We start from the raw sequence: 25190 nt of genomic DNA, 5'->3' as shown, positions 1-25190 counted from the left end.
CTTTTCGCCTCTCAAGTGAAGGCGCAAGCCGGACAGGAGCCCAACATGGCGTATTACAAGATAGCCGCTGCCGCCGCAGGCCTCCTCATCGTGACCGGGGCCCCGGCTCTGGCGCAGACGATGAACACGACCTCGACCGGTTTTGAAACCGGTTATGGCCGGTCTCGCGGTCAGGAAGAGCGCGCCATCGACCCTTCGACGCGCGATGCCAATGGCAACCGTGTCCTTCTGGACGGCGTCATCGTTACCGGCGGCGATCAGAGCGTTTATTCCAAGTCGATGACCTATGGCGCAGGCGACAGCTATTCCGGTGCAGGCGCCGTAGGGGGCGCAACCGCGATCGGTAACAACCTTTCGGTCGTCGTCCACGGCAATTACAACACGGTCATCGTCAATTCGACCCAAACCAATAACGGCAACGTCACCGCCACCAATGGCAAGCAAACGGCCACCGGGGCAACCGGTACGGACATTACAGGAAATCTCAATGGCTTCTGATACGAAGAAATCGTCGCACCGTATGCGCCGTGGTTTTAGCCTGATCGCTCTGGCTGCGGGGGCGATGACCTTGTCGGCCTGCGTGTCGCCAGTCGCAGGCCCGTCGGGCGTCTATGCCAAGCCGATCGGCAATGCGCCGGTCACGGCCAATCCGACCGCCTATTCCGACGCTCTGGTCTGCCTCGGCTCCTATGCCCGCAAGCATGGCCTCGCCTCGCCGCGCATGGCCGTGGGCCGTATCTCGGACTATACCGGGAAGGTCGAATACGAAGGGGGTCGCAAGATCACGCAGGGCGCGTCGCTCATGGCGATGACGGCTCTGGCCAAGTCGGGCGCGCGTCAGGTGGAACGCTTCGACACGTCGGTGTCCGAACTGGAACTGAAATACACCAACAACAAGCTGATTACCGACAATGAGGTCGCCAACCCGACCGAAGCGGGCGAATACCGCCGCATCATGGCGGGTCAGATCGCTGGTTCTGACTTCCACATCGTTGGCGGCATCACCGAGCTGAATTACAATATCCGCTCATCGGGCATTGACGCCTATGTCGGCGATGCCGACGCCAAAGACCCCAAGGGCATCGTCAACGGGCGCCTCTATGTGATGAATGTCGCGCTGGACCTGCGTCTGGTCGATACGCGCACGCTGGAGGTGGTGGACGTCATCTCCTACCAGAAGCAGATCATCGGTCGTGAAATCAAGGCCGGGGTGTTCGACTTCTTCAACGGCAACATCTTCGACGTTTCGGCGGGCGAAGGCGGGCTTGAGCCGATGCAACTGGCCGTGCGTGCCCTGATTGAGCGCGCCACGCTGGAATTCATGGCCAATCTCTATGGCGTGCAGGGCCCCGAAATCTGCCTGAGCCCCAAGGACGACTTCCTCAACGACGCCACGCTGGGCCGGACCGGCGGCTATACACCGGCTTATAATAATCTGGAGACCAACAATGCGGGTACGCGCGAAGATCCTAGCCGCTGGCACAATACTCGCAACCGCAGTTCTGGCGACGGCCGCTACTAGTCAGACGGTCAGTGGTCCTTCATCGGGACTGGACATCACCAACGATCAGACCCAGACCGGCGATATCTTTTCCGGTCAGACCCTGAACGTGGTGGACAATTACGACCTGCTGAAAGTGGAAACGTCGAGCCACGCCAATGCCGCCATCGCCGGCAACACGCAGGTCGATGCCAACCTGTCTTCGCGTCAGGTGCTTCAGGGCAATGTCACGGCCAGCGCGACCGTTAACGGCACCGCCGCCCCCGAAGACTACCGTAATTCGCTCGGCACACCGCTCTATATGACGACGCAGGCTGTCGGCAATTACGGCGCGGGCACCACGACCGAGGGCAAGCTGGTGAGCCACACGGCTCAGGCCGTGTCCGGCGTCAAGGTCCATGCAGATACTCAGGTCAATTCACCCAACAATTCGATCTACGGATCGGGCGAAGTGAATACGACCTCGGTCGTGAACCATCAGGCCTATGAGGTCACCAACGGGCGCCTGGAATCGACCGCCGATCAGCAATCTGCGGCGGAATCGCGCGCCCGCACCGGCGTGGTGCTGCACTATTCGCCGTCACCAAACCTCTACACCGCCTCGGCCATGAACAACTATTACGGTTCAAACTCGACCGACCGGGGGTCGCAGGAACACACGGTCACGCAAGGCGCGACGGGACGCACCGAGTCCTATGTCTCGGCCAATGCCGGCAATGCCTGGCATATGGCGGCCCAATCGGATGCCGCGGCCAACACGATCAGCCTGTACAATACCGGTGGTTCGCTGGTGACCGACACCAGCCAGAACAATACCGGGCAGGTGCAGTCGATGAGCGTACTGAGCGGCTATGAATATGGCGAGATGCATTCTACCGCCACGGGTGCCGGCAACAGCCTGACCGCCGGGAATGGCGACAAGTACGTCAATATCGACACCGAACAGTTCAACACCGGTCCGATCGACGTGCAGGCCAGCTTTGAGGGCCACGCGGGTTATGACGCCTATGTCAGCGCCGAGGCGACAGGCAACTCCGCCTATGGCTATGCCTGCGCCGAATGCGAAGCGGACATGACGGTGCGCAATACGCAGGTGAATAATGCGGACGTCTCGGCTTCGACGTCGACGAACATCACCGGATCGGGCCGCGCCATTGTCTCAACCAGCCGCGCCATTGGCAACACGGCGACCTATTATGTGTCGGGTAACGGCAAGCCGTAAGAATAGGCTGCCTGAAATCAGCCAGAGCCAGCGGACATTACGGTTTCGTAACTTTATTCAGCCGTAAATCTTTGGAAAGGTCGCCCACAGTTTTAATGAGGGGCGACCTTTCGATGACCATACGTACCCAATTCCTCACCGCCGCGACCGTAGCGGCCCTGTCTACAGGGCTCCTGTCCACGACGGCGCTGACACCGGCGGCCTTTGCCCAGACGGCGCAACAGGCCCCGGTCGTACTGCCGGGCGGCATCGAGTTCGCGCAGGCCCATTCCGACATCACACCCGACCCTCAGGCGCGCTTCGGCCGCCTGCCCAATGGCCTGACCTACATCATCTACCCCAACAAGACGCCGCCGGGCGTCGTCAGCCTGCGCATGCGTTTTGGCACCGGTTCGTTGATGGAATCGGAGCATCAGCTTGGCCTTGCCCACTTCCTTGAGCACATGGCTTTCAACGGCTCAAAGAATGTGCCCGAGGGCGACATGGTTAAAATCCTTGAGCGTCACGGCCTGAAGTTCGGCCCGGACACCAATGCCTACACCTCGTTCGATGAGACGGTCTATATGCTGGACCTGCCGAAGAACGATGAAGAAATCATCGACACCGGCCTGTTCCTGTTCCGCGAAACGGCCGGCAATCTAACGCTCGACCCCAAGGCTATCGACCGTGAACGCGGCGTGGTGCTGGGCGAGGAACGCGCCCGCAACTCTCCCCCGTATCGCGCCTATGTCGAATGGGCCAAGGCCGCCTTCCCCGGCCAGCTCTACGGCCACCGCCTGCCCATCGGTTCGACCAAGATCATTGCCGAAGCCCCTGCCCAGGCCTTTATCGACTATTATAACGACTTTTACCGCCCCGAACTGACCACGATTGTGGTGGCGGGGGATGTCGATCCCGACAAGATCGAAGCCAAGATCAAGGCGAAATTCACCGACCTGACCGCGCGCTCCAAGCGCCCGCTCGACAAGCTGAGCTTCGGCACCTACACACCACAAAAGGCGTCGGCCTACACCTACGTCGAGCCAGGTCTGGGTAAGTCGATCCAGATAACCTGGTTCAAGCCGTTCGACAACTCATGGGAAACGCAGGCCAAAGACTTTGACGACACGCTCGACAACCTGACCCTGTCGATTCTCAATCAGCGTCTGGAGCGTCAGGCCAAGTCACCCGAAAGCGCCTTTGCCGCCGCCGGTGCCGGGGACGACACGGTGTCAAAGACCGCCGAGACCCTCAGCCTCAACATCACGCCCAAGCCCGGCAAGGAAAAGGACGCTTTCGAGCAGGCCTTTACCATGGTGCGGCAGTTTGAGGCCTACGGCGTGACCGAGGCCGAAGTGACGCGCGAACTGGCCGACATGGTCGCCAGCCTTGAGGCGCAGGCCAAGGGCGAAAAGACGCGCAATACCGGGGCCATTGTCAATGCGCTGGTCGGGTCTGTGGCGGATAAGGACGTCATTACCACCCCAAGCCAGAATCTGGCTTTTTTCAACGCCATCAAAGGCCGTCTGACCGCCGCGGCCGTCAGCGCCCGCGCCAGGACGCTGTTTGCCGGTGACGGCCCGCTTCTGACGCACATGGCGTCCGATCTGGGCGGCTTCGACAAGCCGGCCATGCTGGCGTCGTATGAGGCCATCACGGCCAAAACCGTTGAAAAACCGGCGGTCGCGGTCAAAAAGGCCTGGCCCTATGAAACCTTCGGCACGACAGCCGCAGCCATCAGCAAGGAAAACGTGCTGTCCGACATTGGCGTAACCGAACTGGCCTACGCCAACGGCGTGAAGGTCAATATCAAGCCGACAACCTTCAAGGATAACGAAATTCTGGTCAGTGTCCGCTTTGGCGGCGGCCTGACCACCGTCGGTCAGGACAAGGCCCTGCCGCTTCAGGCGGCCAACTGGGTCGGCGTCTTCGATGGCGGTCTGGGCAAGCTCGATTCCGAAGAGATCAAGGACACGCTGGCCGGACGCATCTATGGGGCCAATTTCGGCATCGGTGAAGAGGCAGCGGTCCTATCCGGTAACACCACGCCGAGCGATTTCGCGCTTCAGATGCAGGTACTGACGGCCTTCGTCACAGACACGGCCTATCGTCCGGAAGCGCTTGATCGTCTTAAATCCTTCCTGCCCAACTACTACCAGACCCTGTCCTCGACGCCCAACAGCGTCTTTTCAACCAAAGCCCCGCGCCTGCTGCGTAATGGCGACACCCGCTTTGGCCTGCCAGAAAAGGATGCCGCGCTGGCGGTCAAGAACGACGATGTCAAGGCGCTGGTCACCGGCATCCTGACCACTGCGCCCATCGAAATCACCATCGTCGGTGACATTACGGTCGAAGAGGCGAAAAAGGTTCTGGCCACCACCTTCGCCACCCTGCCCAAGCGCGCCGAAACCGTCGCCCCGGTCAAGGGGGCGGATACGCTCAGCTTCCCCACGACCAACCTGCATCAGGTCCTGACCCACACCGGTCGTGCCGATCAGAACCTCAGCTACATCGCCTGGCCGACCACGGACTTCTTCGCCGATACGAAGCAGGCCCGCGCCACCGAAATGCTGGCCGAAGTCATGACGCTGCGCCTGATCGACGAAATCCGCGAAAAGCAGGGGGCGTCCTACGGCTCATCGGCGGGCAGCGTGATGTCCAATACCTTCAAAGGCTATGGCTATCTGGCGGCGCAGGCCACCGTGAAACCTGAAGTCGATCAGACCTTCTACGATTCGCTGCTGACCATCGCCGAGGACCTGAAAGCCAAGCCGGTGGAAGCCGACGAACTGCTGCGGGCACGCAAGCCGGTGCTGGATCGTTACGACGTCCAAGTCAAGACGAACGGCTACTGGATGGGCGTGCTGCCCGGCATTCAGGCCGATCCGCGCGATCTGACGGCCATCCGCACACGCAAGGCCGAGGTCGAGGCGGTGACCCCCGCCGACATTCAGGCCATGGCCAAGAAATGGTTGATCAAGGAGAAGCTGCTGCGCATTCAGGTCAAGCCGGCGGACAAACCCGTCGCCGCCCCGGCGAAGTAAGAAAAAACCCCTCCGGTTGGTGCCGGAGGGGTTTTTTACAGTCTTATATCTCTCTAACCTTAGCGCGTTTTTCGCTCAAGTGGATACCGGTTGAGCGAAAAAAAGGCGATAAAACAGAAATTTAGAGCGACATTTCGATTCAGAATAAACGAAATGCACTCTAGCCCAGGGCCTTGACCAGAGCCGGGACCGCCGTCTTGTAATCTTCAACCAGACCGAAATCGGCGACCTGAAAGATCGGGGCTTCCGGATCCTTGTTGATGGCGACAATGACCTTGGAGTCCTTCATACCAGCCAGGTGCTGGATAGCGCCCGAAATACCGACAGCGATATAAAGCTCCGGGGCCACGACCTTACCGGTCTGCCCCACCTGATAGTCGTTGGGGGCATAGCCCGCATCGACGGCCGCGCGCGAGGCACCGACCGCGGCGCCCAGCTTGTCAGCCAGAGGCTCCAGCACAGCCTTGAACTCATCGGCCGAACCCAGCGCCCGGCCACCGGACACCACCACCTTGGCCGCACCCAGTTCCGGGCGGTCCGAGACGACCTTTTCGTCCGACACAAAGCGCGTCTTCAGCGTCACCGCCGCAACGGCCACGGGTTCCACCGCCGCAGAACCGCCCGTTGCCGCCACCGGCGCAAACGCCGTCGGGCGCACGGTCAGCACCTTTTTGGCGTCCGCCGTTTTGACGGTTTCGAGCGCATTGCCCGCGTAGATGGGGTGGACGAAGGTGTCGCCCGCCACCACCTCGATGACATCGGAAATGATCGAAACATCGAGCTCGGCAGCGATACGCGGCGCGACATTCTTGCCCGAAGCCGTAGCCGGGATGGCGATGGTGTCATAGCCCGCGGCCAGCGACACGATCAGGGCCGAAACGGCCTCAGCGATGTCGGCCTTCAGTTCGGCGCTTTCGGCGGTCAGCACCTTGCGCACGCCCGCCGCCGCAGCGGCCTGAGCGGCCACGGCAGACGCCTCGCCATAGACCAGCACGTCAATATCCCCCGACAGCTTTTGCGCCGCCGTGATGACCTTCAACGTTGTGTCGCGCAGGTGCGCGCCGTCGTGATCGGCAATAACCAGAACCGCCATTACAGAACTCCCGCCGTCTTGAGGTTAGCGATAAGGGCATCGGCGTTTTCGACCTTGATACCCGCCGACCGCTTGGCCGGTTCGGTGACCTTGACCACCGTCAGGCGCGGCGCGGCATCGACGCCGTACTCAGCCAGGGCTTTCGTATCGAGCGGCTTCTTCTTGGCCTTCATGATGTTGGGGAGGGAGGCGTAGCGCGGCTCATTGAGGCGCAGATCGGTGGTAATAACCGCCGGAAGCTGCACGCCCAGCGTTTGCAGACCGCCATCGACTTCGCGGGTGACGAGCGCTTCAGAACCCGCGATCTCTACCTTCGAGGCGAAGGTCGCCTGCGGCCAGTCGAGCAGGGCAGAGAGCATCTGACCGGTGGCGTTGTTGTCGCCGTCGATGGCCTGTTTGCCCATCAGGACGATATCCGGGTTTTCCTGAGCCACCACGGCCTTCAGCACCTTGGCGACGGCCAGCGGCTCAAGGTCCTGATCGGTTTCGATCAGAAGGCCGCGATCGGCGCCCATGGCCAGAGCCGTGCGCAGGATCGCCTCGCACTGCGCGACGCCGATGGAGACGGCGACGATCTCGGTCACCGTTCCCTTTTCCTTGAGGCGCACCGCTTCTTCGACAGCGATTTCGTCAAAGGGGTTCATGGCCATCTTGACATTGGCCAGATCGACGCCGGTCTGATCAGACTTGACGCGGACCTTGACATTGTAGTCCAACACCCGCTTGACGGGTACCAGTACCTTCATTGTGAGCTTTCCTCGCAGCAAGCTTTACATTCGATGTCGTTTACTGACGCCGCTGCCCCTCAAAGTCAATCGGTGTCGTGGCGGAAACCCGCGCATTTTATTGGCTTTCCGATCGCATCTGCAACCATTTCACTTGCCTGAGGCGCGGTTTGAAGGCATGGAAACACGCACTCAACGGAGGGTGCTTCCCTTATGAAAACCGACAAAAATCTTATCCTTCGCGTCAAGTTAATCGCGCTGGGGGTCTTCATAGTGGCCAGCATCGGCATACTGGTCTACGGCGCGCTGTACGAAATGCCGCGTCGTAAGTGCGAAGCCAATGGCGGCTGGTGGTCGGACAAGTACCGGGCGTGCAAAACGCCGGTCTATCTGCCACTGCTGACCCGGCGTAAACCGGGCGAGCCGCAGAAGATCCTGTGGCCGACCGAAGACGCCCGAGGCGCATCCAATGGTTCGCCAAAGCCGGTGGAACAGCCGGCGGTCTCATCGGCTTCGACAAGCGCGTCGGCTGCATCAAAGTAAGGTTTAGCAACGAAAAACATGAAATCGCAAACGGTGTGTGCGTTACGTATTTTGCCCGAAGGGCTTAGACGGCGATTACCACACACGGAGCGTTACCGCCCTAGATGCGGACTATCCCCGCTAAGAGGTTTGTGCCTTTCGTGCTTTTTGTGGTCAAAGCCCTAAACCTTGCCCGGCACCCACAGCACATCGGCGCGGCCCTGATCATTGGCGTGACGCGCCAGCACGAACAGCAGGTCCGACAGCCGGTTGAGGTAGGTCGTAACCGGCGCGCTCACCACCTCCCCGACCACCTGCTTCAGCGCCACGCAATCGCGCTCCGCCCGTCGCGCAATCGTGCGGGCCAGATGCAGATGCGCGCTCAACGGCGAGCCGGCGGGCAGGATGAAGGAACTGAGGGGGGGAATCTCGCTATTATACTGGTCTATCGCCCGTTCCAGCACCTCCACACGCCGTTCATCAAGTCGCAGCGGGGTCCAGCTTTTGGGTTGCCCGTCATCAGGGACGGCCAGATCGGCCCCCAGATCGAACAGGTCATTCTGCACCTGCGCCAGAAGGGCATCGACTGCGCCCTCCGCAAACAGGCGCGCCACGCCCAGCGCGGCGTTCGCCTCATCGACGCTTCCCATGGCCACAACGCGCTCATCGGTCTTCAGCCGCCGCGCCCCGTCACCCAGACCGGTCGTCCCGTCATCGCCGGTACGCGTGTAAATCCTGTTGAGCTTGACCATAGACGGTTCAGTGCCCCGCCTTCCACCAGGCCAGCAGGCAAAGGAGACCGATGGCCACGGCCTGAAGCATGACGCGCCATTGCATCAGCTTGTTCGACCAGCGCTCACCGAACTTTCCGCCGCGATAGAGGCTGTATACCCCGGCACCCAGCACCACCAGAACGGCAAACATGGCCAACAAGGCGATGATCAGAAGAAAAAGGCTCATCCGGCTTCACCCTAAAACAGACTTCCAACAATCGGGAACCACGGCCTGTACCAAGCATGGCATGCGTAAAAAATCCAGTCCGCTATACGTGTTGTTTAAAACAACGCACGACGCGGAATTCTCCGGTCAGGTCACCCTCTGTTACACGATTACACTTTTTTAGAGGTCAGGTCTATTTTTTGCCTGTTTTTCGGCGTAATGAAGGTTTATTAACGACGGAATGAACGATCATTCTCGTTAAACAGTTGTTAGACTTCACCCGTCACGGGTGCAGCACGCGTTCCTCACCGAATTCCGTAGGGCACCCCTTTTTTACGGGTTGCCCTGCTGACCCGATAGAGATTAAACCGCACAACCTATTGAATTTTCTAAAACCTCATCCCATCTACGGGTACAGGTTCCACCGGCGGCCCGCACCGCCCTCAGCCCTGCTTGTTAAATGACCATGTATCAGGCGTATGAACTGAAAGACAAACTCACTCAGGAAGAGACGGCTCTACCTCTGGGCGCGCGCGCGCGTTCCAAAGAACTGAACCGCCTCAAAATCCTCGCCTCTGCCAAAGCTCTGTTCCGGGAGCGCGGCTATGAAGCGGCCACCTTACGCGACATCGCGCGCGAAGCGGGCCTGTCCACGGGCGCGGTGTTTGCCAACTTTGCCGACAAGAACGAGATCTTCGTGAAGGTCGTCGAAGAGGAAACGGCGCGTGTCATCACCACGGCCATCGACGCGCACGACACGACGCGCCCGCTGGCCGACCGGCTGCACCATCAGCTTCTGGCGGCCTATGAAGCCGCTGAGGGCAATGCCCGGCTGATCCTGTCGGCCTTTGTGATGAACTGGAGCGGTCAGACGGCCGACCCAGAGACCAATACCGGTCTGGCGGAAATCGCCAGCCTCACCGACATGACCCGTCAGGTGATCCTGGAGACTCTGCGTCACGCCCAAAGCGAAGGCGAATTGCCGGCCAAGGCCGACATCGCACACGGCGCGGAAATCATCGAAGACCTCGCCTTCTCAAACCTGCGCCGCGCCCACCGCGACAGTGAGCCTTTCGTCTCTATGGGCGAGCGCCTGCGCTTTCAGATCGAACTGATCGTGTCGGGCCTTAAGGCCGCGTAATGTCTTCTATCTTCCTCCCATGAAAAAGCCGCCGGGGTCTCTCCGGCGGCTTTTTCATTTTCGATGCACAGGAAGATCAACTCGTCCATTTCAGCGTGGCAGGTTTCAATGGATTGGCAAAGGGACGTTCTTCCGAACGATGCGCCACCCATTCTTTTTTAAGCTGCTGATACCACTTGGCCTGCGTATCTGCGTCGTCGATCCACAAAAGCGACGGATCGTACTTCAGCCCTTCATTTTGCAGATTGACCATATCACCGTCCTGCTTGAGGAAGGCCTTGGCGCCGTATTTGAAGATCGGCGCAATGGCGCGGAAAATGGCGTGATCAGACCAGAAGATCTGCGTGATGCGCGTTTTGGTGGTGTGTACGGGAGTCAGGCACGTTAGGCCCAGAATCTGCCGCTCACCGATCTCGATATGCTCATAGCGCACGCCGGGCAGGCGGAAGGTGATCTCGGTCGCCGGGGCCCCGCCCAGAATGCGATAGGCGCGCGAATTTTTCGACGGCGCGTGGCGAACCATGGCAAAGCCGAGTTCGCGCGGCTCAAAGGCCTTGGCTTTTTCAAGCTGCTTCTTGGACGAACGCCACCACCATTGCTGATGCACATAGGGGCCGTGGGCCGGGTCCATAAGCCCCACCACCGCGTGGTCGATGTGGCTGTCGAAATCCATGCTCTCAACGATAATGGGTTTGCCGCCCACCACACCGGGCAGAACGGGCGGCTCATGATCAGGCTCAGCCGGGCGACGCGCATCGGCGGTCATGTAGATCCAGACCATGCCCTGCTGTTCCTTGACAGCATAGGAGCGCACCCGGATGCGTTCGACATCCATCGGCTGATCCGCCGTCAGCGACGGCACGGCGGTGCAGCCCCCCTGCGTGCCAAAGGTCCACCCGTGATAGGGGCATTGCACCACCGGCTGGCCGGTCTTGGGGTCGGGGATCATCTTGCCTGCCGACAGCGGCGCGGCGCGGTGCGGACAGATGTCACGTATGGCATAGGCCTTGCCGTTCGTGTCGCGCGCCAGCAGCACCGGTTCACCCAGAATCTCATAGCGTTGCAGCTTGCCCGCCTTCAGATCGTCCGACAGCGCCGCGAAGTACCAGGCATCCCGGATGAAGCCCTGCCCGAAGACAAGACGCTCTTTGACGATGGGCGGGGCGGACTGATCAGGCATGGGCAGATATTATCACAGAATGGGCGCAAACGGCGACTATAGTCAGGGCGGCCCGCCCCCGAAAGCGATTATTTGTCGCACCACCCGCGGCGGCAGGCGGCCTGAGCCTTACCGCGCCTGAAGCGGAATGACTTTTAATGGAATCGCCATGACACCCCAAGTTTCTGTTTGATTGCGCAATTTTCGCATAAATCGGGGCCCGAATTGTCGTATGGCCCTCTAATTTTTCGCGCCGCCCTTGATTACCCGGTAGGGGCGTTTAAGGTCGCTGCATAATAACAGTACCGCGGGTTTCATATGACAGAGATCAAAGTCGTCGGCGTTATCGGGGCAGGACAAATGGGGTCCGGCATTGCGCAGGTCTGTGCGCAGGCGGGCTATGAGGTCTTCCTCTATGATCAGCAGGCCGCCGCCATCGCCAAATCTATCGAAAAGATCAACAAGGGCATCGCCCGCTCCGTCGAAAAGGGCGTCATCAGCGCCGAGACGGCAGCAACTGCCGTGAAACTGGTCAAGCCGGCGGCCATGGCGTCCGACCTGTCCGACTGCGAGCTGGTCATCGAGGCGGCGACCGAAAATGAAGAGATCAAGAAGGCCATTTTCAAGTCGGTGTCCGAACACCTGAAACCCGAGGCTATTCTGGCGTCCAACACCTCGTCCATCTCCATTACGCGACTGGCCGCCGCGTCCGACCGTCCGACCCGTTTTATCGGCCTGCACTTTATGAACCCGGTGCCGATCATGAAGCTGGTCGAGATTATCCGCGGGATCGCCACGGAAACCGACACCTACGAGGCGGCGGTGCGTTTTGCCGAGAGCCTCGACAAGATCACCGCCAATGCGCAGGACTATCCGGCCTTCATCGTCAACCGCATCCTGATCCCGATGATCAACGAGGCCATCTACACCCTTTATGAAGGGGTGGGGACGGTCGAAGCCATCGACACGGCCATGAAGCTGGGGGCCAATCACCCCATGGGACCGCTGGAGCTGGGCGATTTTATCGGCCTCGATACGGTGCTGGCCATTATGAACGTACTGTACGACGGTCTGTCGGACTCCAAGTACCGCCCCTGCCCGCTGCTGGTAAAGTATGTCGAAGCGGGCTGGTACGGCCGCAAGACGGGTCGCGGCTTCTATGACTATCGCGGCGAAAAGCCCGTTCCGACAAGGTAAGTTCCGCTTGCTTACGGCCCGCCGTCCGCTCTTTCTATGGTTTGCACTGGCGCTTCTGGCTGCATCGGTCCTGCACGCCTGCGTGTGGTTTGCGGCGCGGTTTTTTGCCGCTCAGGGGCTTCTGGCCGCCGCTGAAGGGGCGCGTCAGATGGGGCTGTCGCTGTTCTGGATGGTATGCGCGGCAGCCCTGTGGCTCATTCAGGGCCCGAAAAACCGACTGCACGCCGTCGGCCACGTGGTGGGCTGCGCCTTCCTCGTCTGCTCGCTGGGCTCGTTCATGGCCTTCAGCAACCTGACCCTCAGTCAGAATTTCGAACTGAGTTTCAGCAATCTCCTCGTCTTTGCGCTGGTGGCCGTGCCCATGGTCGCCAGTCAGGTTCTGCTGGCCGTGCCGTCGGCCGTGCTGTTTCAGATGATCCTGCTCAAAACATCGCCGAAGGCCGCCGCTGAGGCACAGGGCGCATGACGGCCCCGCGCTATGCCGCCCTCGACTATATTCGCGGGTTTGCGCTCTTGGGCATATTGATCGTCAATGCCCCGGCCTTTGGCTGGCCGCTTGAGGTTTATATGAACCCGGCGCATGCCACCCTCCCGTTGAGCGACGCGGACCGTCAGGCGTGGTGGGTTATCCATACCTTTTTCGAATCCAAATGCCTGACCCTGTTTGCCATGCTGTTCGGCGTCAGCCTGTTTCTGGTGGGGCAGACAGACGCACCTCGCACACCGGTGACGCAGACCGTTCGCTTTCGGCGACTGGTGTGGCTGGCCGTGATCGGAGTGGTGCATGGGGCGGCGATCTGGGTGGGCGATATCCTGCTGATGTACGCCCTGTGCGGGCTTTATTTCGTCCTGACCATCCGCACCCCCCATCTGCTGCGCTGGGGCCTAATCGCCTGGGCTGTGGGCGGGCTGATGGTAGTGGGGTCCGGTTTCATCCTGACGTTTTTACCGCGCGAACAGTTGGGTGAGGCCCTCAGCGGTAGCGACAGCCTGAGCTTTGCCGACACGATGCGTCTGATGCAGGGCACGTTTGCGCAGTCGTTGCACGCCAATTTCGTCATGTGGGCGATGAGCATTTTTTCGCAGATCGCCGTCTTTGCGCCTAAGGTCATCGGCTTGATGATGATCGGGCTCGGTCTGTTCAAGGCCGGCTATTTCGATCCGCGCCGTACCCTGTGGCATCTAGTGGCCATCGGCAGCGGCGCGCTGGCGCTTGGAGTCATTGGATGGCAGAACCTGATCATCCTGCGCGAAAACTTCCCGGAGCCGGAAATCTATGGCTCACACCGCGCAGCAGCGGAATTCCTCAGTCTCTTCGTCAGTCTAGGCTATGCCAGCGCCCTGATGCTTCTGAGCCGCCTGCCGGTGGCCAATGGCCTCACGGCACTGCTGAGCCCGGTGGGGCGCATGGCCTTTACCAACTATCTCAGCCAGTCGCTGATCATGACGGCGATCTTCTACGGCGGGCGCGGCTTGGGCCTCTACGGACAAGTGTCGCTGTCGCAGATGGTGCCGATCGTAGCCAGCATCTGGGCGGCGCAGATCGTGGCCAGCGGTCTTTGGCTGCGCGTGTTCCGTTACGGCCCGTTCGAATGGGTGTGGCGCTGCCTGAGCCACGGGCGCTGGGTGGCCATTCGCTGACCCCTTATACCTGCCGGCCTTTAGCGGAATATAGCGCAGTGAAGCTATAGCTTTCGCCAGAATTTGGACCGCACGAGCCAAAGGCGAGATGTGGTGGTAAGGTGACTTGCGAATTGCCCGGTGGTTACTTTGCCAGAGCGTCGAGGAGCGCCTTGACCTCCGGTGCATCCCATTTGGCTTCGCCGCTGAGGCGCGCCACTTCCTGACCGTTTGTGTTGAGGATGATCGTCGTCGGCATCCCCACAATGCCCCACTTGCTCATCGGCTGGATCTCTGAGTCCATATAGACGGGGAGGCCCTCGCTCAGCTTCAGTTCCTTCTCGACGGCGGTCTTGTCTTCGGCCTTGTCGATGCTGAGCGGCAGGACCAGCACCTTTTGCGGGTCATAGCCCTTTTGCAGATTGGCCAGGGTCGGCATCTCGACCTTGCACGGCGCACACCAGGTCGCCCAGACGTTCAGCACCACCACGCGGCCCTTGAAATCCGACAGCTTGACGGTCTTGCCCTCGCCATCGAGGAAACTGATGTCTTCGATGGGGCGCGGGGCGGCGTGGGTTTCCAGCTTGGCCAGAGCGCCGGTGGCATAGGCCTTCAGCGGACCTTCGGCCACTGGGCCGCTGTCGGTGGGTACTGTTCCGTCAGTCTCAGCTTGACGGAACAGCACCACAGCCGCTACGGAGACGGCGATTATCAGGACCAGCAGGGCCGCGACGATCAGGTTGAATTTCAGCTTGCGCGGCGGTCTGGTCCGCTCTGTCTGCGGGGCCTGCGCTTCGGCGTTCGCCGTGTCCGTGTTTTCGTCCAGAGGCTCATTCATGACCGATCCTTCGCAATCCCCCAATTCCGCCGGGCAGAAAATGTGGGGTGGACGATTCTCTGCCCAACCTGACGCCATTATGCAAGCCATCAACGTCTCGATCGAGGTTGACAAACGTTTGTGGGCGCAGGACATCGCCGGATCACGGGCCCACGCCGCCATGCTGGCCAAACAAGGCATCATCAGCGCCGAGGCCGCGCAGGAGATCGACGCCGGCCTGCAAACCATCATCGGTGAGATCGAAGCCGGTAACTTCCCCTTCCGCGCCGAATACGAAGACATCCATATGAATGTCGAGGCGCGATTGCGTGAGCTGATCGGGGCGACGGCGGGTCGTCTACACACGGCGCGCTCACGCAATGATCAGGTGGCGACCGACTTCCGCCTGTGGGTGCGTGACCGCGTGGACTATACGATTGCGCAATTGCGTGACCTGCAAAAGGCGCTGGTGACGCGGGCCGAAGACTATGCCGACGCCCTGATGCCGGGCTTCACCCACTTGCAACCGGCGCAGCCCGTGACCTTTGGCCACCACCTGATGGCCTATGTCGAAATGTTCGGCCGCGACGCCACGCGCTTTGAAGACGCGCGCAAGCGCATGAATGAGAATCCGCTGGGCTCCGCTGCTCTGGCCGGGTCGCCCTTCCCCATCGACCGCCACATGACCGCCGAAGCCCTGGGTTTTGACGGTCCGACCGCCAACAGCCTGGACGGCGTCTCCGACCGGGATTTCGCGCTGGAGTCTTTGAGCCACGCCGCCATCTGCGCCGGGCACCTGTCGCGTCTGGCCGAAGAAATCGTCATCTGGACGACGCCGCAGTTCGGCTTCGTCCGCCTTTCGGACGCCTTCTCAACCGGCTCTTCCATCATGCCGCAAAAGCGCAACCCCGATGCGGCCGAGCTGGTGCGCGCCAAGACGGGTCGCATCAACGGGGCGCTGATCGCACTGACCACGGTGATGAAGGGCCTGCCTCTGGCCTATTCCAAGGACATGCAGGAGGACAAGCCGCCCGTGTTTGAGGCCTTTGAATCGCTCGATCTGGCTTTGGCGGCCATGACCGGCATGGTGCGTGATCTGAGCGCCAATCGGGAGCGCATGAAGGCTGCGGCCTCATCGGGCTTTTCGACAGCGACGGACCTGGCCGATTGGCTGGTTCGCACCCTCAACATGCCGTTCCGGGACGCTCACCATGTTACCGGTGCGGCGGTCAAGCTGGCCGAAGGACAGGGTGTGGACCTTTCGCAACTGTCGCTCGCTGATCTGCAAAAACTGGAGGCGGGGATTACCGAAGACGTATATAGTGTTCTGACGCCCGAAGCCTCAGCGGCTTCGCGCCTGTCCTATGGTGGCACCTCACCTGTGCGGGTGCGCGAACAGATCCAGCGTTGGAAGGAAATTTTGGTATGACCGCTACCGTATCGCGTTCGTTTGTGAAGGCCGCTCTCGTGCTGGCCGCGATCTCTGGTCTGGGTCTGACCGCCTGTGCCAAGCAGGGTGATCTGGAACGCGCGCCGCCTCTGTGGGGCAAGCGCGCGCAGGAAGAGGTGGCCGCCAAGAAGAAGGCGCAGGCCGAAGGCAAGGCCACCGAGCGCGCCCTGCCGCGCAAGGAATTCAAGAACGAGATGCCGGACCCTTATCAGCAAAACAGCAAGGTCGCCGACGCCCCGCTCGAAGGCACGGGCAACGCCCAACGCCAGTAATCGTTTATACCTCCCCGGTTTACTGGGGTACGATGTGGCGAACGTCTAGCATTCGAAAGTGTCGGGACCATCGCGCGTAGCGGCGATGATGGTGGGGGTTCTTTCCGCCTCACAGGAACCTGTTTGTAAATGAATCATTTTGACATCCGTGACGGCGAGATGCACGCCGAGGGCGTATCGGTCCGCGAATTGGCTGAACGCGTCGGCACCCCGCTCTACGTTTATTCGTCCGCCACGTTCGAGCGGCATTTTCAGGTCTTCTCTCAGGCACTGTGGGCCCAGGACGCCCTGCAAAGCCCCAAGAACGAAGCGCCGCTGATCGCCTATGCCACCAAAGCCAACTCCAATCTGGCGGTGCTGCAAACGCTCGCCGAACAGGGGGCCGGGGCCGATACGGTGTCCGAGGGCGAAATCCGTAAGGCGCTGACCGCCGGTATTCCGCCGGAGCGTATCGTCTTTTCGGGCGTGGGCAAGACCGACGCCGAAATGGCCTTCGCGCTGAAGACCGGCATCTATCAGCTCAATGTCGAATCAAAGCCCGAACTGGAACGCCTCAGCCACGTGGCGGCGTCTCTGGGCGTCGTGGCCCCCATCGTCATCCGCATTAATCCGGGCGTCGGCGCCGGCGGTCATGCCAAGATTACTACCGGCGGGGCCAAGGACAAGTTCGGCGTATCGGCCCGCGAAGCCATCTCCCTCTATGGTCAGGCCGCCGCCGATCCCAATATCGCCCCCATGGGCATTGCCTGCCATATCGGCAGCCAGATCACGGACCTCGCCCCCATGCAGGCCGCCTTTTCCAAAATGAAGGGCTGGGTGCAGGAGTTGCGCGCCAGTGGCCTGAGCGTTGAGCGCCTCGATCTGGGCGGCGGGCTGGGCGTGCCCTATTTCAACATGCCAGAACCGCCCTCGCCCAACGATTTCGCCCAGATGGTGGCGCTAACCGTCGGAAATCTCGGGGTGCGCTATGCCTTTGAGCCGGGTCGTTTGATCGCTGCCAATGCGGGTATTCTGGTGTCGCGCGTCATCCACATTCATGAACGCGAAGACTCTGGTCAGAAGTTTCTCGTCGTCGATGCGGCAATGAACGACCTGATCCGCCCCGCCATGTACGACGCCTATCACGACATCCGCCCGGTGACGGCGGTTCAGACCAACGAAACCGCCATCTATGATGTGGTCGGCCCGGTCTGCGAAACCGGCGACACCTTTACGCGCGGCCGCGACATGCCGGCACTGAAAGCCGGTGATCTGGTCGCCTTCATGTCGGCCGGGGCCTATGGGGCGGTGATGGGCAGCGAGTATAATTCGCGCCCCCTCGCTCCTGAGGTGTTGGTGCGTGACACAAACTGGGCGGTGGTGCGTCCTCGTCCCGCCTATGAGGAGATGATGAACCGCGAGGTCTTGCCGGAATGGTTAAGACCGCATAGGGTACGGGCGGACTAAACTCGCACGTCTTTGGGGGACGGCATGAAGCTTCAACGGACAAAACCCTTATCAAAGCTGAGCCGGGCGCTGTTCTGGACGCATGTGGTGATGATCTGGGAACAGATTTTGCCCGCTGTGACGCCGTTTCTGCTACTGGCCGGGGCCATTGCTGTAGCCGCCCAATGGGGGCTGTTCGCGGGGTTAAGCCCGATGGTCCATCTGGCGGTTCTGACGGCGGGCGCAGTCGTGGCCGCCATTGCCGCCGTTCTCAACCTGCGCGGGTTTAAACAGCCAAGTTTTACCGAAATCAACACACGACTCGCCCTCGACAATGGCGTCAAGCCCGACGTGCTGATCGGTATGCGCCACAAGGTGAAGCAGCCGTCATTGAAGATCGGCAAGGCTAAGGCCGGTATGGCCAAGGGTGACCCGCTGGCCCTGCGCTATCTGATGCTCATCCTGTTTGGCTTCGGCTATCTGCTGCAAGGCCCCGTGCCCTTAAGCCAGATCGCTTCGGCCTATATGCCCCTGCACAAGGGCGCGACGGTGGTGCTGGCGCAACTGGAGGCTTCACGCTGAGGCGTTGAGCCTGTCTCAGGACATTGGCTGGACTGGCGGCTTGTTAACCCGCGCCGCCCCCATCGCCCCCCCCTCCCCGCCAGACCGGAAACCATCGCCCTCAGTGGTGAAGCGGAAGCTTTAGACGGCGACTTCCTGCGCTAGGAAAGTCTGAAGGTGCGCTTTGAAGGGGTCGATACCTTTGAATAGGATCAGTGTTGAGGGACTATTGCCCGCGGCGAAGCGGCCAGTCGTCAGCTTAAAAGGCTGGTAGCTGGGGCCGAGGTCGTTTGTGACCTACAGGGCAGAGAAGTATGGACGCATACTGGCCGATTGCGCCGTCGAAGGCCGTGTTCTGGGTGAGGCGCAGATGCAGGCGGGGCTGGCTCTGGCCTATCGCCGCTATTCTGATCTTTGTCGCTGCCCAAAAGACCTCCAAACGCACCCGCACCGGAGCCTGGGCCAATGACTTCAAGTCCCCGCAGGATTTCCGGCACAGTCAATAATCTGACCCCGAATAGGAAATAGAGCCGTCAGAGCTGTGCTTTGCGGGGAAGAAAGCGGTCTCTGGGTGCCTTATGGTTTAGGCGCCACAGATTCAACATATGAGCTCAGCGCGCTGTCGCGGATATGATCGCGATGATGTGATGCTTGAAACATCTTAATCTGTGAAATCTGTGTAGTCTGTGGTTTGACCTAAAAAGCCAACGCTGCCTTTCGCGACACCTCTGCCCGCCTAAGGCCGAAGACAATTATTTCAACTCCGGGAACCCGTGCTCACGCAAAAAGGCCTTGGTTGTTTCGGCATCCGGTCCAGTGATCAAGCCCAGTTGCATGGCCCCAAGCAGGAGCACCAGCGCCGTCAAAACCGCCGTAGCGAACTGCCACGGGCGCGCAGGATGGAAGCGCGTCGCCTTGCGAATCGACACGGGATTAACACCGTACGACCCGGTTTCCAGCGTAAAGGCCATTTCAAACCCGTCCTGAAAGCGCTCGTCCGGATTGGGAGCCAGGGCCTGAAGGATGATACTTTCCAGCCAGCCCGGCGCATCGTGGCGTTTATGGGTCAGAAGGTCCGGGCGCTTCAGGTTCGGCTTGGTGAAGGGTTCGCTTTCGCCATAGGGGAAGGTGCCGCCGGTGAACATGCGATGCAGGGTGACCCCCAGTGCGAAGATGTCCGACCGCTCATCCCCCCACTGACCGTCGAACAACTCGGGGGCCATATAATTATTAGTGCCGGGGGGCAGCACGCCGGTCTTTTCGTCGAGCGCGGGCAGGCGCGCAAAGCCCAGATCGACCAGTTTCAGCCCGCCGTCCTTGAGCAGGATCACATTATCCGGCTTGACGTCACGATGGATGACGCCCGCCCGGTGCAGCGAGCCCAGCGCCTTGGCCAGTTTTGTGGCGATGTCGATGCCTTCGCTCAGTCCGATGGCAGGCTTGCGCGACAGGCGTTTTTCGAGCGTTTCGCCCTCATAGAAGGGTTGCGCCACATAGAGGCAGGTCTGGCGCTTAGGCGGCAGTTGCAGGACCGAGCCGATCCACATGTGCTGGACGCGGCTCGCCACCCAGGTCTCGCGCACAAAAGCCTGCCGGGCCAGGGTTTCGGCCCCCAGATTGTGCGGCTTGGGGAATTTGAGCACGACGGTCGAAAGCGGTCCGGTGGCCGACAGGTCGCGGGCCTTGAACACGCGGCTGTACATACCGTCGGCCAGCAGGGTTTCCAGCTTGAAATCGTCGATAATTGCGCCCATTTCCGGCGGATCACGCATGGGCAGGCGCGAAATGGCCGCGTCCAGGTCTTTAACGGTGGCGGGCGGCAGTTCGAAGATGTCTATGATCAGCACGGTGGCGTTGTCATCGCCGCCATTACTAATGGCCATATCGACCAGCTTTTGTGCCGTATCATCTGCCGACAGGCGTTCGGACAGGATGGCGTTGATCTGGGCTTCCGGCACCTTGGCGTGCATGCCGTCCGAGCACAGCAACAGACGGTCGTGCGGGAAGATGTCGTGTATGCGATAGTCGATGCGCACCACCTCTTCGAAGCCGATAGCGCGGGTGAGATAGGGCGAATCCTCGCCGCCTTCGGGCTTGTGATCTTGGGTCATCTGCCCCAGATAGCCCTCGCGCCAGCGATAGAGACGCGTGTCGCCGACGTGGAAGGAGTGCAAGCGGTTGCCCTTGATCACCACGCCGGTGAAGGCGCAACTCATGCCGCGGACGTTTTCATCCTTCTGTCCTTGCCGGTGGAGCCAATAGTTGATGCTTTCCAGCGCCCGCCCAGCGGTTTTTTGCGGTGACAGGGCCTCGGTCTGGCTGAGATAGTCGTCGATGAAAGAACGCACGCTCAGCTCGGCCGCGACACGACCGCCCCTGCGCCCGCCGACGCCATCCGCCAGTGCCGCCACCAGCCCGTGATGCGATCCGTCATCCGCCAGACACGAGGCCGCAAAGTCCTGATTGTCATCGCGCCGGCCGATATGGCTGGCAAAGCCGACTGCGGCCTTAAGGCGGGTGGCGGTAGGCAGGGTAGCCATGCAGTGTCCTGTGCTTAGGGCGCCCTTTGCTCCCACTCACCTGCGGGCAGGCATGCCAGGCGTCCATGCTTCTGTGACAGAACGATAAAACGAAAGAACGCTGGAACGCAAAGCCAAAGCGCAGAACCGCGGCGGACAGCCCGTTGCTGTGATATTTAAACCTAATTCAGCGTCCGCTTAGACAGGGTGGCATCGAGCGAGAACAGGGGCACCTGTATGGCCAGCCACTCGCCCTCATCTGTCACGCACATATAATGCCCGCCCATGGTGCCGGAATCCGTATCGAGCGGGCAGCCTGAGGCGTAACTGTAGCTGTCGCCGGGGGCAATGCGCGGGGTTTCGCCCACCACGCCCTCGCCATCGACCGTCTGCACGCGACCCAGGGCATCGGTAATGCGCCAGTGGCGCGTTTTGAGCTGAACGGCGCGGCTGGACGCATTGGCGATGGTGATGTGATAGGTCCACAGCCATTTGTGGGCGCGGATGGCATCGTCATTACGGGGTACGAACTGCACGCGGACGCTGACAGTCACACCGTCGGTGGTTGCGGTATAGATCATGGACGCAAAATAGAGCGCTTCGCTTCCAGTGTCAGTTTTTCTTTGCGCATTGCGCATTCGCCGCTTAAATGCGCCTCCCCTGCTTTAAGAAAGTTGCGATTCCTGATGACCGTTTCCGGTATCCTGCCGCTGCAATCCATTCGTGAACTGGTTGATCAGAGCGCTATCATGAGCGCTTCCAAACTGGATGCCGATCAGATTCAGCCGGCGTCGATCGATCTGCGTCTGGGGGCGCGGGCCTGGCGTGTGCGCGCCTCCTATCTGCCGCGCGGCAAGCGGGTAATGGACCGCCTGCCCGACGTGATGATGCACGAGATGGACCTGACGCGCGGCGCGGTCTTTGAGTCGGGCTGCGTCTATATTGCCGAATTGCAGGAGTTTTTAAGCCTACCGGACGGGGTTTCGGCGCGCGCCAATCCCAAAAGCTCGACCGGTCGGGTCGATGTCTTCGTGCGCCTTTTGTCGGATTTCGGTGACCTGTTTGACGATGTGCGCGAAGGCTACAAGGGCCCTATCTATGTCGAGATCGCGCCGCAGACCTTTTCGGTGCTGGCGCGCACCGGCACGCGTCTGAACCAGTTGCGTCTCAAGACCGGCGAGGTACCCAAGCTCTATACGGCTGACTGTGGCGTGGACCTGATGACCGGCGATCTGGTCGGCTATCGCGCGCGCCGTCACGCCGGGATCATCGACCTCGATCACGTCGATGGCCACAATCCGCGCGACTTCTGGGAGCCGCTTTACCAGAACAAGGGACAGTTGCTGCTCGATCCGGGCGAATTCTACATCCTCGCGTCGCAAACCGATGTGGTCATTCCGGTGACCGAGGCTGCCGAAATGCTACCCATCGACCCCAGTGTCGGTGAATTCCGCGTCCACTATGCCGGTTTCTTCGATCCGGGCTTTGGCACCGAAGAGGCGGGCGGCATCGGTTCCAAAGGCGTGCTGGAAGTGCGCTGCCACGAGACGCCGTTCCTGCTGGAACACGGGCAAACCGTGGCGCGTCTGGTCTATGAGCCGCTGGTGGCCAAGCCGGAACAGCTCTATGGACAGGGCGGCTCGCATTATCAGAAACAGGGGTTGAAGCTCTCCAAACACTTCAAACCGTGGTAAAAGTCTTGAATTTGGCGATATAGGGCGTCGGCGTCGCTTGCCCGTATCTATATATGGGCGGCGCTAGCCTTCTGCCGTCTCATCCAAATTGAAGACTTTTACAGGCGGTGCGCGCGGCGTATCGCTTTTTTGTGCAGCGGCAGGCCTGATGGTCCTTCAGACTATGGAGGACAGTATGGGCTATATGATTGGCGATACGGTGCAGCTCAAATCCGGCGGCCCGGCGATGACCGTCAACAATGTCGATCTCGATAACTACGTCTATTGTGACTGGTTCGACGAACACGGAGACCGTCATTCAGACAAGTTCAAGGCCGACCTGCTGATTGTCGCCACGCCTGAAGCCGCACCGAACGAACCCACACCGGTGGCGTCGCCAAGCCTCTAATCCTTATACCTCCCTGCCTTTGGTGGAGAAGTATAGAGATCAGGCCGCTCGGTTTGACGGCATCGGGACTTCGACACCCTCATCGAAGTGCAGGACTTCGGGGCGGGTGTCATCCAGCGTAAAGCGCGGCTTGAGCGGCGACTTATTGCCATTATAGCCACCCGCCATCTTAACCAGACGCGCAAACACCACCTTGAACGGCTCCAGCCATCTGGGTGACGTCGCCAGAGTTGGTTTCAGGCCCAGCCAGCGCCGCAGGCAACCATTGGCGTAGATGACATTGGCGCGCCAGATGGCGGCCGGGGTCATGAACTCGATCGACAAGGACACGTTCACCGAGTCCTGATTAACGATGCGGTGCGGGGCGTTCTGTGTCCAGGTCAGCATCTGCCCAGGCACGAACTCGACTTTCATCGCCTCGGCATCCCATGCCGGATCGAACCGCAACTGTTCATCCGATTCGCGCAAGGCCACGCCTTCGAGATCATGATCGGAGACATAGGGGTCTTTGGGCGGATAGACATAGACGTGCTTGACGCCGCGTATCTGCCACAGGGTCACGAGCGGGATATCGAGGTGGTAGAAGACGTGGGCATTGGGCGAGGAGATCAGCAGGCCCAGATCTTCCTTCAGCGTGCGGACACCCGTCTGGGCGCGAATCTCGGCAAACATGGCCTCACAAAGGGCACCGATATCGGCATCCGAATGATTGACCTTGCGCAGGTTGAGCCATAACCGCCCGGCCTTCACGCCTTCCATAAGGGCCCGCCCGTCGTGCGCGCCGCGCCGGCCGAGGAACCACTGCCCCCAGTTGGTCGGGTCATAGCCCATGGTAAACACTTCCAGCTTATCGCGCGGATAGCGGTCGATAAGGGCGATCAGCGCTTCATCCGTAAACAGCGGGCTGTTGTGCAGGTTGTGGGTAAACTTGAGGTTTTCGCGGCCAAAGCCCGCCTTGTGCGCGGCGGCCCAGGTGAGAATGTCTTTCATCAGCGCCCTGCCGGATTGGGTTTCAATAAGGCCGTGCCGTAAAAGCCGATCTTGTGAAACCAGATGAGTTTGCCAAGGCCACGGGCGGCCTTGTCGAGGATACGCGCAGCGGCCTTTGAGCCCGCCGCATAAAGCACCAGCCCAGCCCCGCCAAACAGCAACGCTTGCACCAGCCCATTGAGCATCCAGTAGGCACAGGTCAGCGGCTTTTTCGGCGTGCCGGCCATGGCCGAGGTCGAAGGGCCCTGACCATAGGCAAAGGCGCGCGGGAGGGTATAGCGTAGCGTGGCGCGGCTTTCTGGCACGTCTTCCCACACAAAGGCATCGGAAGCCCACACCATGCGCGCACCCTCCTGTTTGAGAGCGTAGAACAGCTTGTCATCCTCACCTCCGCATGAGTTGCGGTTAGTGTCGAAGGGCTGCTCACCGCTCAGCAGGGCGCGGCGGATCAGCGAATTGCCACAGCCGTAATAGTCGGGGATCGGGCCGCTGTGGGCCGGTCCGAAGCGCGAAAAAAAGGCTTCGAAATAGGGCCGGAATTGGGGGGCTGCGGTTTTGAGCCGCGCCGTGACAGGGCCAAACACCACATCGGCGCCAAAGGCCTGTTGCGCGCTAAGCATCTTCGCTACCCAGTCGGACGGGGCTTCTTCATCGTCATCAAGGAAGAGGATAAAGGGATCGTGGGCGGCCTTTACCGCCGTATTGCGGGCATTGGCAACGCCGGGATTGGGTTCATGCAGATAGATCAGAGTCTGCCCCGCGCCGGGCGTCAGGCTCTCGACCATCGCACGGGCCGAGCCCTCCGGGGAATTATCGCAGACGATAATGTTCACCGCGACCTCAACGCCCGTCTGCGCAAAGACTGAGTGCAGCGCGGTCTTTAAAGCCTCCGGGCGGCGAAAGGTGGGTATGATCAGGCTGACCGGCATCTT

General features: G+C 60.6%; 26 protein-coding genes. 16 read left to right on the top strand and 10 right to left on the bottom strand.

The annotated features are described in order from the left end of the window. Window positions 1-45 precede the first annotated feature (45 nt). The 4 genes from hfaA to AACH73_RS01870 all read left to right on the top strand — a co-directional run bounded on the left by hfaA (window position 46) and on the right by AACH73_RS01870 (window position 5746). The gene (gene hfaA / locus AACH73_RS01885) at window positions 46-498 is read left to right on the top strand and encodes a holdfast anchoring protein HfaA (protein ID WP_338735246.1); all 453 of its coding nucleotides are present in this window, start codon (window positions 46-48) and stop codon (window positions 496-498) included. Further along, a complete protein-coding gene (gene hfaB / locus AACH73_RS01880; protein WP_272740036.1) occupies window positions 488-1522 on the top strand; it encodes a holdfast anchoring protein HfaB in 1035 nt (344 codons plus the stop codon). Before hfaA ends, hfaB begins: the two co-directional genes overlap by 11 nt. Beyond that, the gene (gene hfaD, locus AACH73_RS01875; RefSeq protein WP_338735245.1) at window positions 1449-2723 is read left to right on the top strand and encodes a holdfast anchor protein HfaD; all 1275 of its coding nucleotides are present in this window, start codon (window positions 1449-1451) and stop codon (window positions 2721-2723) included. The genes hfaB and hfaD overlap by 74 nt, the downstream gene beginning before the upstream one ends. 113 nt (window positions 2724-2836) lie before the next feature. Then, complete coding sequence (locus AACH73_RS01870; RefSeq protein WP_338735244.1) at window positions 2837-5746, top strand: insulinase family protein; 2910 nt, start codon at window positions 2837-2839, stop codon at window positions 5744-5746. Between the two features lie 160 nt (window positions 5747-5906). On the opposite strand, the gene AACH73_RS01865 is transcribed toward AACH73_RS01870, so the two are convergent. Both AACH73_RS01865 and AACH73_RS01860 read right to left on the bottom strand, forming a co-directional pair. Then, entirely contained in the window at window positions 5907-6839 is a 933-nt protein-coding gene (locus tag AACH73_RS01865) for an electron transfer flavoprotein subunit alpha/FixB family protein (RefSeq protein ID WP_338735243.1), read from the bottom strand. Next, window positions 6839-7585, bottom strand: coding sequence for an electron transfer flavoprotein subunit beta/FixA family protein (locus AACH73_RS01860; protein ID WP_338735242.1), 747 nt, complete (start codon window positions 7583-7585; stop codon window positions 6839-6841). The genes AACH73_RS01865 and AACH73_RS01860 overlap by 1 nt, the downstream gene beginning before the upstream one ends. Before the next feature lie 192 nt (window positions 7586-7777). Between AACH73_RS01860 and AACH73_RS01855 the strand changes: the two genes are divergently transcribed. Beyond that, window positions 7778-8107 carry a hypothetical protein gene (locus AACH73_RS01855; protein ID WP_338735241.1) on the top strand — a complete coding sequence of 110 codons (330 nt, stop codon included), beginning with the start codon at window positions 7778-7780 and terminating at the stop codon, window positions 8105-8107. A gap of 161 nt (window positions 8108-8268) precedes the next feature. Here AACH73_RS01855 and AACH73_RS01850 read toward each other — a convergent pair whose 3' ends face one another. Then, on the bottom strand, window positions 8269-8838 hold the full coding sequence (locus AACH73_RS01850) for a cob(I)yrinic acid a,c-diamide adenosyltransferase (protein ID WP_338735240.1): 570 nt from the start codon (window positions 8836-8838) through the stop codon (window positions 8269-8271). Between the two features lie 7 nt (window positions 8839-8845). Next, entirely contained in the window at window positions 8846-9046 is a 201-nt protein-coding gene (locus AACH73_RS01845; protein WP_272740029.1) for a twin transmembrane helix small protein, read from the bottom strand. Between the two features lie 439 nt (window positions 9047-9485). Here AACH73_RS01845 and AACH73_RS01840 point away from each other — a divergent pair, with 439 nt between their 5' ends. Further along, window positions 9486-10166 carry a TetR/AcrR family transcriptional regulator gene (locus tag AACH73_RS01840; RefSeq protein WP_272740028.1) on the top strand — a complete coding sequence of 227 codons (681 nt, stop codon included), beginning with the start codon at window positions 9486-9488 and terminating at the stop codon, window positions 10164-10166. A 76-nt stretch (window positions 10167-10242) separates the two neighbouring features. Here the strand turns inward: AACH73_RS01840 and AACH73_RS01835 are convergent, their stop codons facing one another. Continuing rightward, window positions 10243-11346, bottom strand: a complete 1104-nt coding sequence (locus AACH73_RS01835; protein WP_338735239.1) for an aromatic ring-hydroxylating dioxygenase subunit alpha — start codon at window positions 11344-11346, stop codon at window positions 10243-10245. A 297-nt stretch (window positions 11347-11643) separates the two neighbouring features. Between AACH73_RS01835 and AACH73_RS01830 the strand changes: the two genes are divergently transcribed. From AACH73_RS01830 to AACH73_RS01820, 3 genes are read left to right on the top strand one after another with little or no spacing between them, the layout of a single operon-like run. Beyond that, complete coding sequence (locus AACH73_RS01830) at window positions 11644-12522, top strand: 3-hydroxybutyryl-CoA dehydrogenase (protein ID WP_272740026.1); 879 nt, start codon at window positions 11644-11646, stop codon at window positions 12520-12522. Between the two features lie 7 nt (window positions 12523-12529). Next, window positions 12530-12988: a hypothetical protein gene (locus AACH73_RS01825; RefSeq protein ID WP_272740025.1), complete on the top strand. Its 459-nt coding sequence runs from the start codon at window positions 12530-12532 to the stop codon at window positions 12986-12988. Then, window positions 12985-14163: a DUF418 domain-containing protein gene (locus AACH73_RS01820; RefSeq protein WP_338735238.1), complete on the top strand. Its 1179-nt coding sequence runs from the start codon at window positions 12985-12987 to the stop codon at window positions 14161-14163. The genes AACH73_RS01825 and AACH73_RS01820 overlap by 4 nt, the downstream gene beginning before the upstream one ends. A 124-nt stretch (window positions 14164-14287) precedes the next feature. Here the strand turns inward: AACH73_RS01820 and AACH73_RS01815 are convergent, their stop codons facing one another. Next, window positions 14288-14980, bottom strand: a complete 693-nt coding sequence (locus AACH73_RS01815; protein WP_338735237.1) for a TlpA disulfide reductase family protein — start codon at window positions 14978-14980, stop codon at window positions 14288-14290. Here AACH73_RS01815 and argH point away from each other — a divergent pair. The 5 genes from argH to AACH73_RS01790 all read left to right on the top strand — a co-directional run bounded on the left by argH (window position 14979) and on the right by AACH73_RS01790 (window position 19136). Continuing rightward, window positions 14979-16388 carry an argininosuccinate lyase gene (argH, locus tag AACH73_RS01810; RefSeq protein WP_272740022.1) on the top strand — a complete coding sequence of 470 codons (1410 nt, stop codon included), beginning with the start codon at window positions 14979-14981 and terminating at the stop codon, window positions 16386-16388. The genes AACH73_RS01815 and argH overlap by 2 nt on opposite strands. After that, entirely contained in the window at window positions 16385-16681 is a 297-nt protein-coding gene (locus tag AACH73_RS01805; RefSeq protein ID WP_272740021.1) for a hypothetical protein, read from the top strand. The genes argH and AACH73_RS01805 overlap by 4 nt, the downstream gene beginning before the upstream one ends. 129 nt (window positions 16682-16810) lie before the next feature. Beyond that, on the top strand, window positions 16811-18127 hold the full coding sequence (lysA, locus tag AACH73_RS01800; RefSeq protein ID WP_272740020.1) for a diaminopimelate decarboxylase: 1317 nt from the start codon (window positions 16811-16813) through the stop codon (window positions 18125-18127). A gap of 24 nt (window positions 18128-18151) precedes the next feature. Then, window positions 18152-18688: a DUF4175 family protein gene (locus AACH73_RS01795; RefSeq protein ID WP_272740019.1), complete on the top strand. Its 537-nt coding sequence runs from the start codon at window positions 18152-18154 to the stop codon at window positions 18686-18688. A 271-nt stretch (window positions 18689-18959) separates the two neighbouring features. After that, entirely contained in the window at window positions 18960-19136 is a 177-nt protein-coding gene (locus AACH73_RS01790; RefSeq protein WP_338735236.1) for a hypothetical protein, read from the top strand. Window positions 19137-19419: 283 nt separating this feature from the next. Here AACH73_RS01790 and AACH73_RS01785 read toward each other — a convergent pair whose 3' ends face one another. Further along, the gene (locus tag AACH73_RS01785) at window positions 19420-21207 is read right to left on the bottom strand and encodes a bifunctional protein-serine/threonine kinase/phosphatase (protein WP_272740017.1); all 1788 of its coding nucleotides are present in this window, start codon (window positions 21205-21207) and stop codon (window positions 19420-19422) included. A 161-nt stretch (window positions 21208-21368) separates the two neighbouring features. After that, a complete protein-coding gene (gene apaG / locus AACH73_RS01780) occupies window positions 21369-21767 on the bottom strand; it encodes a Co2+/Mg2+ efflux protein ApaG (protein ID WP_272740016.1) in 399 nt (132 codons plus the stop codon). Window positions 21768-21872: 105 nt separating this feature from the next. Between apaG and AACH73_RS01775 the strand changes: the two genes are divergently transcribed. Both AACH73_RS01775 and AACH73_RS01770 read left to right on the top strand, forming a co-directional pair. After that, window positions 21873-22880 (top strand): 2'-deoxycytidine 5'-triphosphate deaminase, encoded by a 1008-nt coding sequence (locus AACH73_RS01775; protein WP_272740015.1) that lies wholly within the window; start codon window positions 21873-21875, stop codon window positions 22878-22880. Between the two features lie 175 nt (window positions 22881-23055). Further along, window positions 23056-23268, top strand: a complete 213-nt coding sequence (locus tag AACH73_RS01770) for a DUF2158 domain-containing protein (RefSeq protein WP_013478040.1) — start codon at window positions 23056-23058, stop codon at window positions 23266-23268. 39 nt (window positions 23269-23307) lie between these two features. On the opposite strand, the gene AACH73_RS01765 is transcribed toward AACH73_RS01770, so the two are convergent. After that, entirely contained in the window at window positions 23308-24258 is a 951-nt protein-coding gene (locus tag AACH73_RS01765; RefSeq protein WP_272740014.1) for a hypothetical protein, read from the bottom strand. Further along, window positions 24258-25187 carry a glycosyltransferase family 2 protein gene (locus AACH73_RS01760; RefSeq protein WP_272740013.1) on the bottom strand — a complete coding sequence of 310 codons (930 nt, stop codon included), beginning with the start codon at window positions 25185-25187 and terminating at the stop codon, window positions 24258-24260. The genes AACH73_RS01765 and AACH73_RS01760 overlap by 1 nt, the downstream gene beginning before the upstream one ends. Window positions 25188-25190: the final 3 nt, after the last annotated feature.

The sequence above is a fragment of the Asticcacaulis sp. DW145 genome (assembly GCF_037101385.1).
Classification (GTDB): Bacteria; Pseudomonadota; Alphaproteobacteria; order Caulobacterales; family Caulobacteraceae; genus Asticcacaulis; species Asticcacaulis currens.
The sequence above is the reverse complement of the archived record's forward strand: the minus strand, read 5'-3'. Positions and strand labels throughout refer to the sequence as shown.

Coding starts and splice junctions, on each gene's coding strand:
- hfaA (WP_338735246.1), top strand. CDS start 46: ATGGCGTATTACAAGATAGCCGCTGCCGCCGCAGGCCTCCTCATCGTG.
- hfaB (WP_272740036.1), top strand. CDS start 488: ATGGCTTCTGATACGAAGAAATCGTCGCACCGTATGCGCCGTGGTTTT.
- hfaD (WP_338735245.1), top strand. CDS start 1,449: ATGCGGGTACGCGCGAAGATCCTAGCCGCTGGCACAATACTCGCAACC.
- AACH73_RS01870 (WP_338735244.1), top strand. CDS start 2,837: ATGACCATACGTACCCAATTCCTCACCGCCGCGACCGTAGCGGCCCTG.
- AACH73_RS01865 (WP_338735243.1), bottom strand. CDS start 6,839: ATGGCGGTTCTGGTTATTGCCGATCACGACGGCGCGCACCTGCGCGAC.
- AACH73_RS01860 (WP_338735242.1), bottom strand. CDS start 7,585: ATGAAGGTACTGGTACCCGTCAAGCGGGTGTTGGACTACAATGTCAAG.
- AACH73_RS01855 (WP_338735241.1), top strand. CDS start 7,778: ATGAAAACCGACAAAAATCTTATCCTTCGCGTCAAGTTAATCGCGCTG.
- AACH73_RS01850 (WP_338735240.1), bottom strand. CDS start 8,838: ATGGTCAAGCTCAACAGGATTTACACGCGTACCGGCGATGACGGGACG.
- AACH73_RS01845 (WP_272740029.1), bottom strand. CDS start 9,046: ATGAGCCTTTTTCTTCTGATCATCGCCTTGTTGGCCATGTTTGCCGTT.
- AACH73_RS01840 (WP_272740028.1), top strand. CDS start 9,486: ATGACCATGTATCAGGCGTATGAACTGAAAGACAAACTCACTCAGGAA.
- AACH73_RS01835 (WP_338735239.1), bottom strand. CDS start 11,346: ATGCCTGATCAGTCCGCCCCGCCCATCGTCAAAGAGCGTCTTGTCTTC.
- AACH73_RS01830 (WP_272740026.1), top strand. CDS start 11,644: ATGACAGAGATCAAAGTCGTCGGCGTTATCGGGGCAGGACAAATGGGG.
- AACH73_RS01820 (WP_338735238.1), top strand. CDS start 12,985: ATGACGGCCCCGCGCTATGCCGCCCTCGACTATATTCGCGGGTTTGCG.
- argH (WP_272740022.1), top strand. CDS start 14,979: ATGACCGATCCTTCGCAATCCCCCAATTCCGCCGGGCAGAAAATGTGG.
- AACH73_RS01815 (WP_338735237.1), bottom strand. CDS start 14,980: ATGAATGAGCCTCTGGACGAAAACACGGACACGGCGAACGCCGAAGCG.
- AACH73_RS01805 (WP_272740021.1), top strand. CDS start 16,385: ATGACCGCTACCGTATCGCGTTCGTTTGTGAAGGCCGCTCTCGTGCTG.
- lysA (WP_272740020.1), top strand. CDS start 16,811: ATGAATCATTTTGACATCCGTGACGGCGAGATGCACGCCGAGGGCGTA.
- AACH73_RS01795 (WP_272740019.1), top strand. CDS start 18,152: ATGAAGCTTCAACGGACAAAACCCTTATCAAAGCTGAGCCGGGCGCTG.
- AACH73_RS01785 (WP_272740017.1), bottom strand. CDS start 21,207: ATGGCTACCCTGCCTACCGCCACCCGCCTTAAGGCCGCAGTCGGCTTT.
- apaG (WP_272740016.1), bottom strand. CDS start 21,767: ATGATCTATACCGCAACCACCGACGGTGTGACTGTCAGCGTCCGCGTG.
- AACH73_RS01775 (WP_272740015.1), top strand. CDS start 21,873: ATGACCGTTTCCGGTATCCTGCCGCTGCAATCCATTCGTGAACTGGTT.
- AACH73_RS01770 (WP_013478040.1), top strand. CDS start 23,056: ATGGGCTATATGATTGGCGATACGGTGCAGCTCAAATCCGGCGGCCCG.
- AACH73_RS01765 (WP_272740014.1), bottom strand. CDS start 24,258: ATGAAAGACATTCTCACCTGGGCCGCCGCGCACAAGGCGGGCTTTGGC.
- AACH73_RS01760 (WP_272740013.1), bottom strand. CDS start 25,187: ATGCCGGTCAGCCTGATCATACCCACCTTTCGCCGCCCGGAGGCTTTA.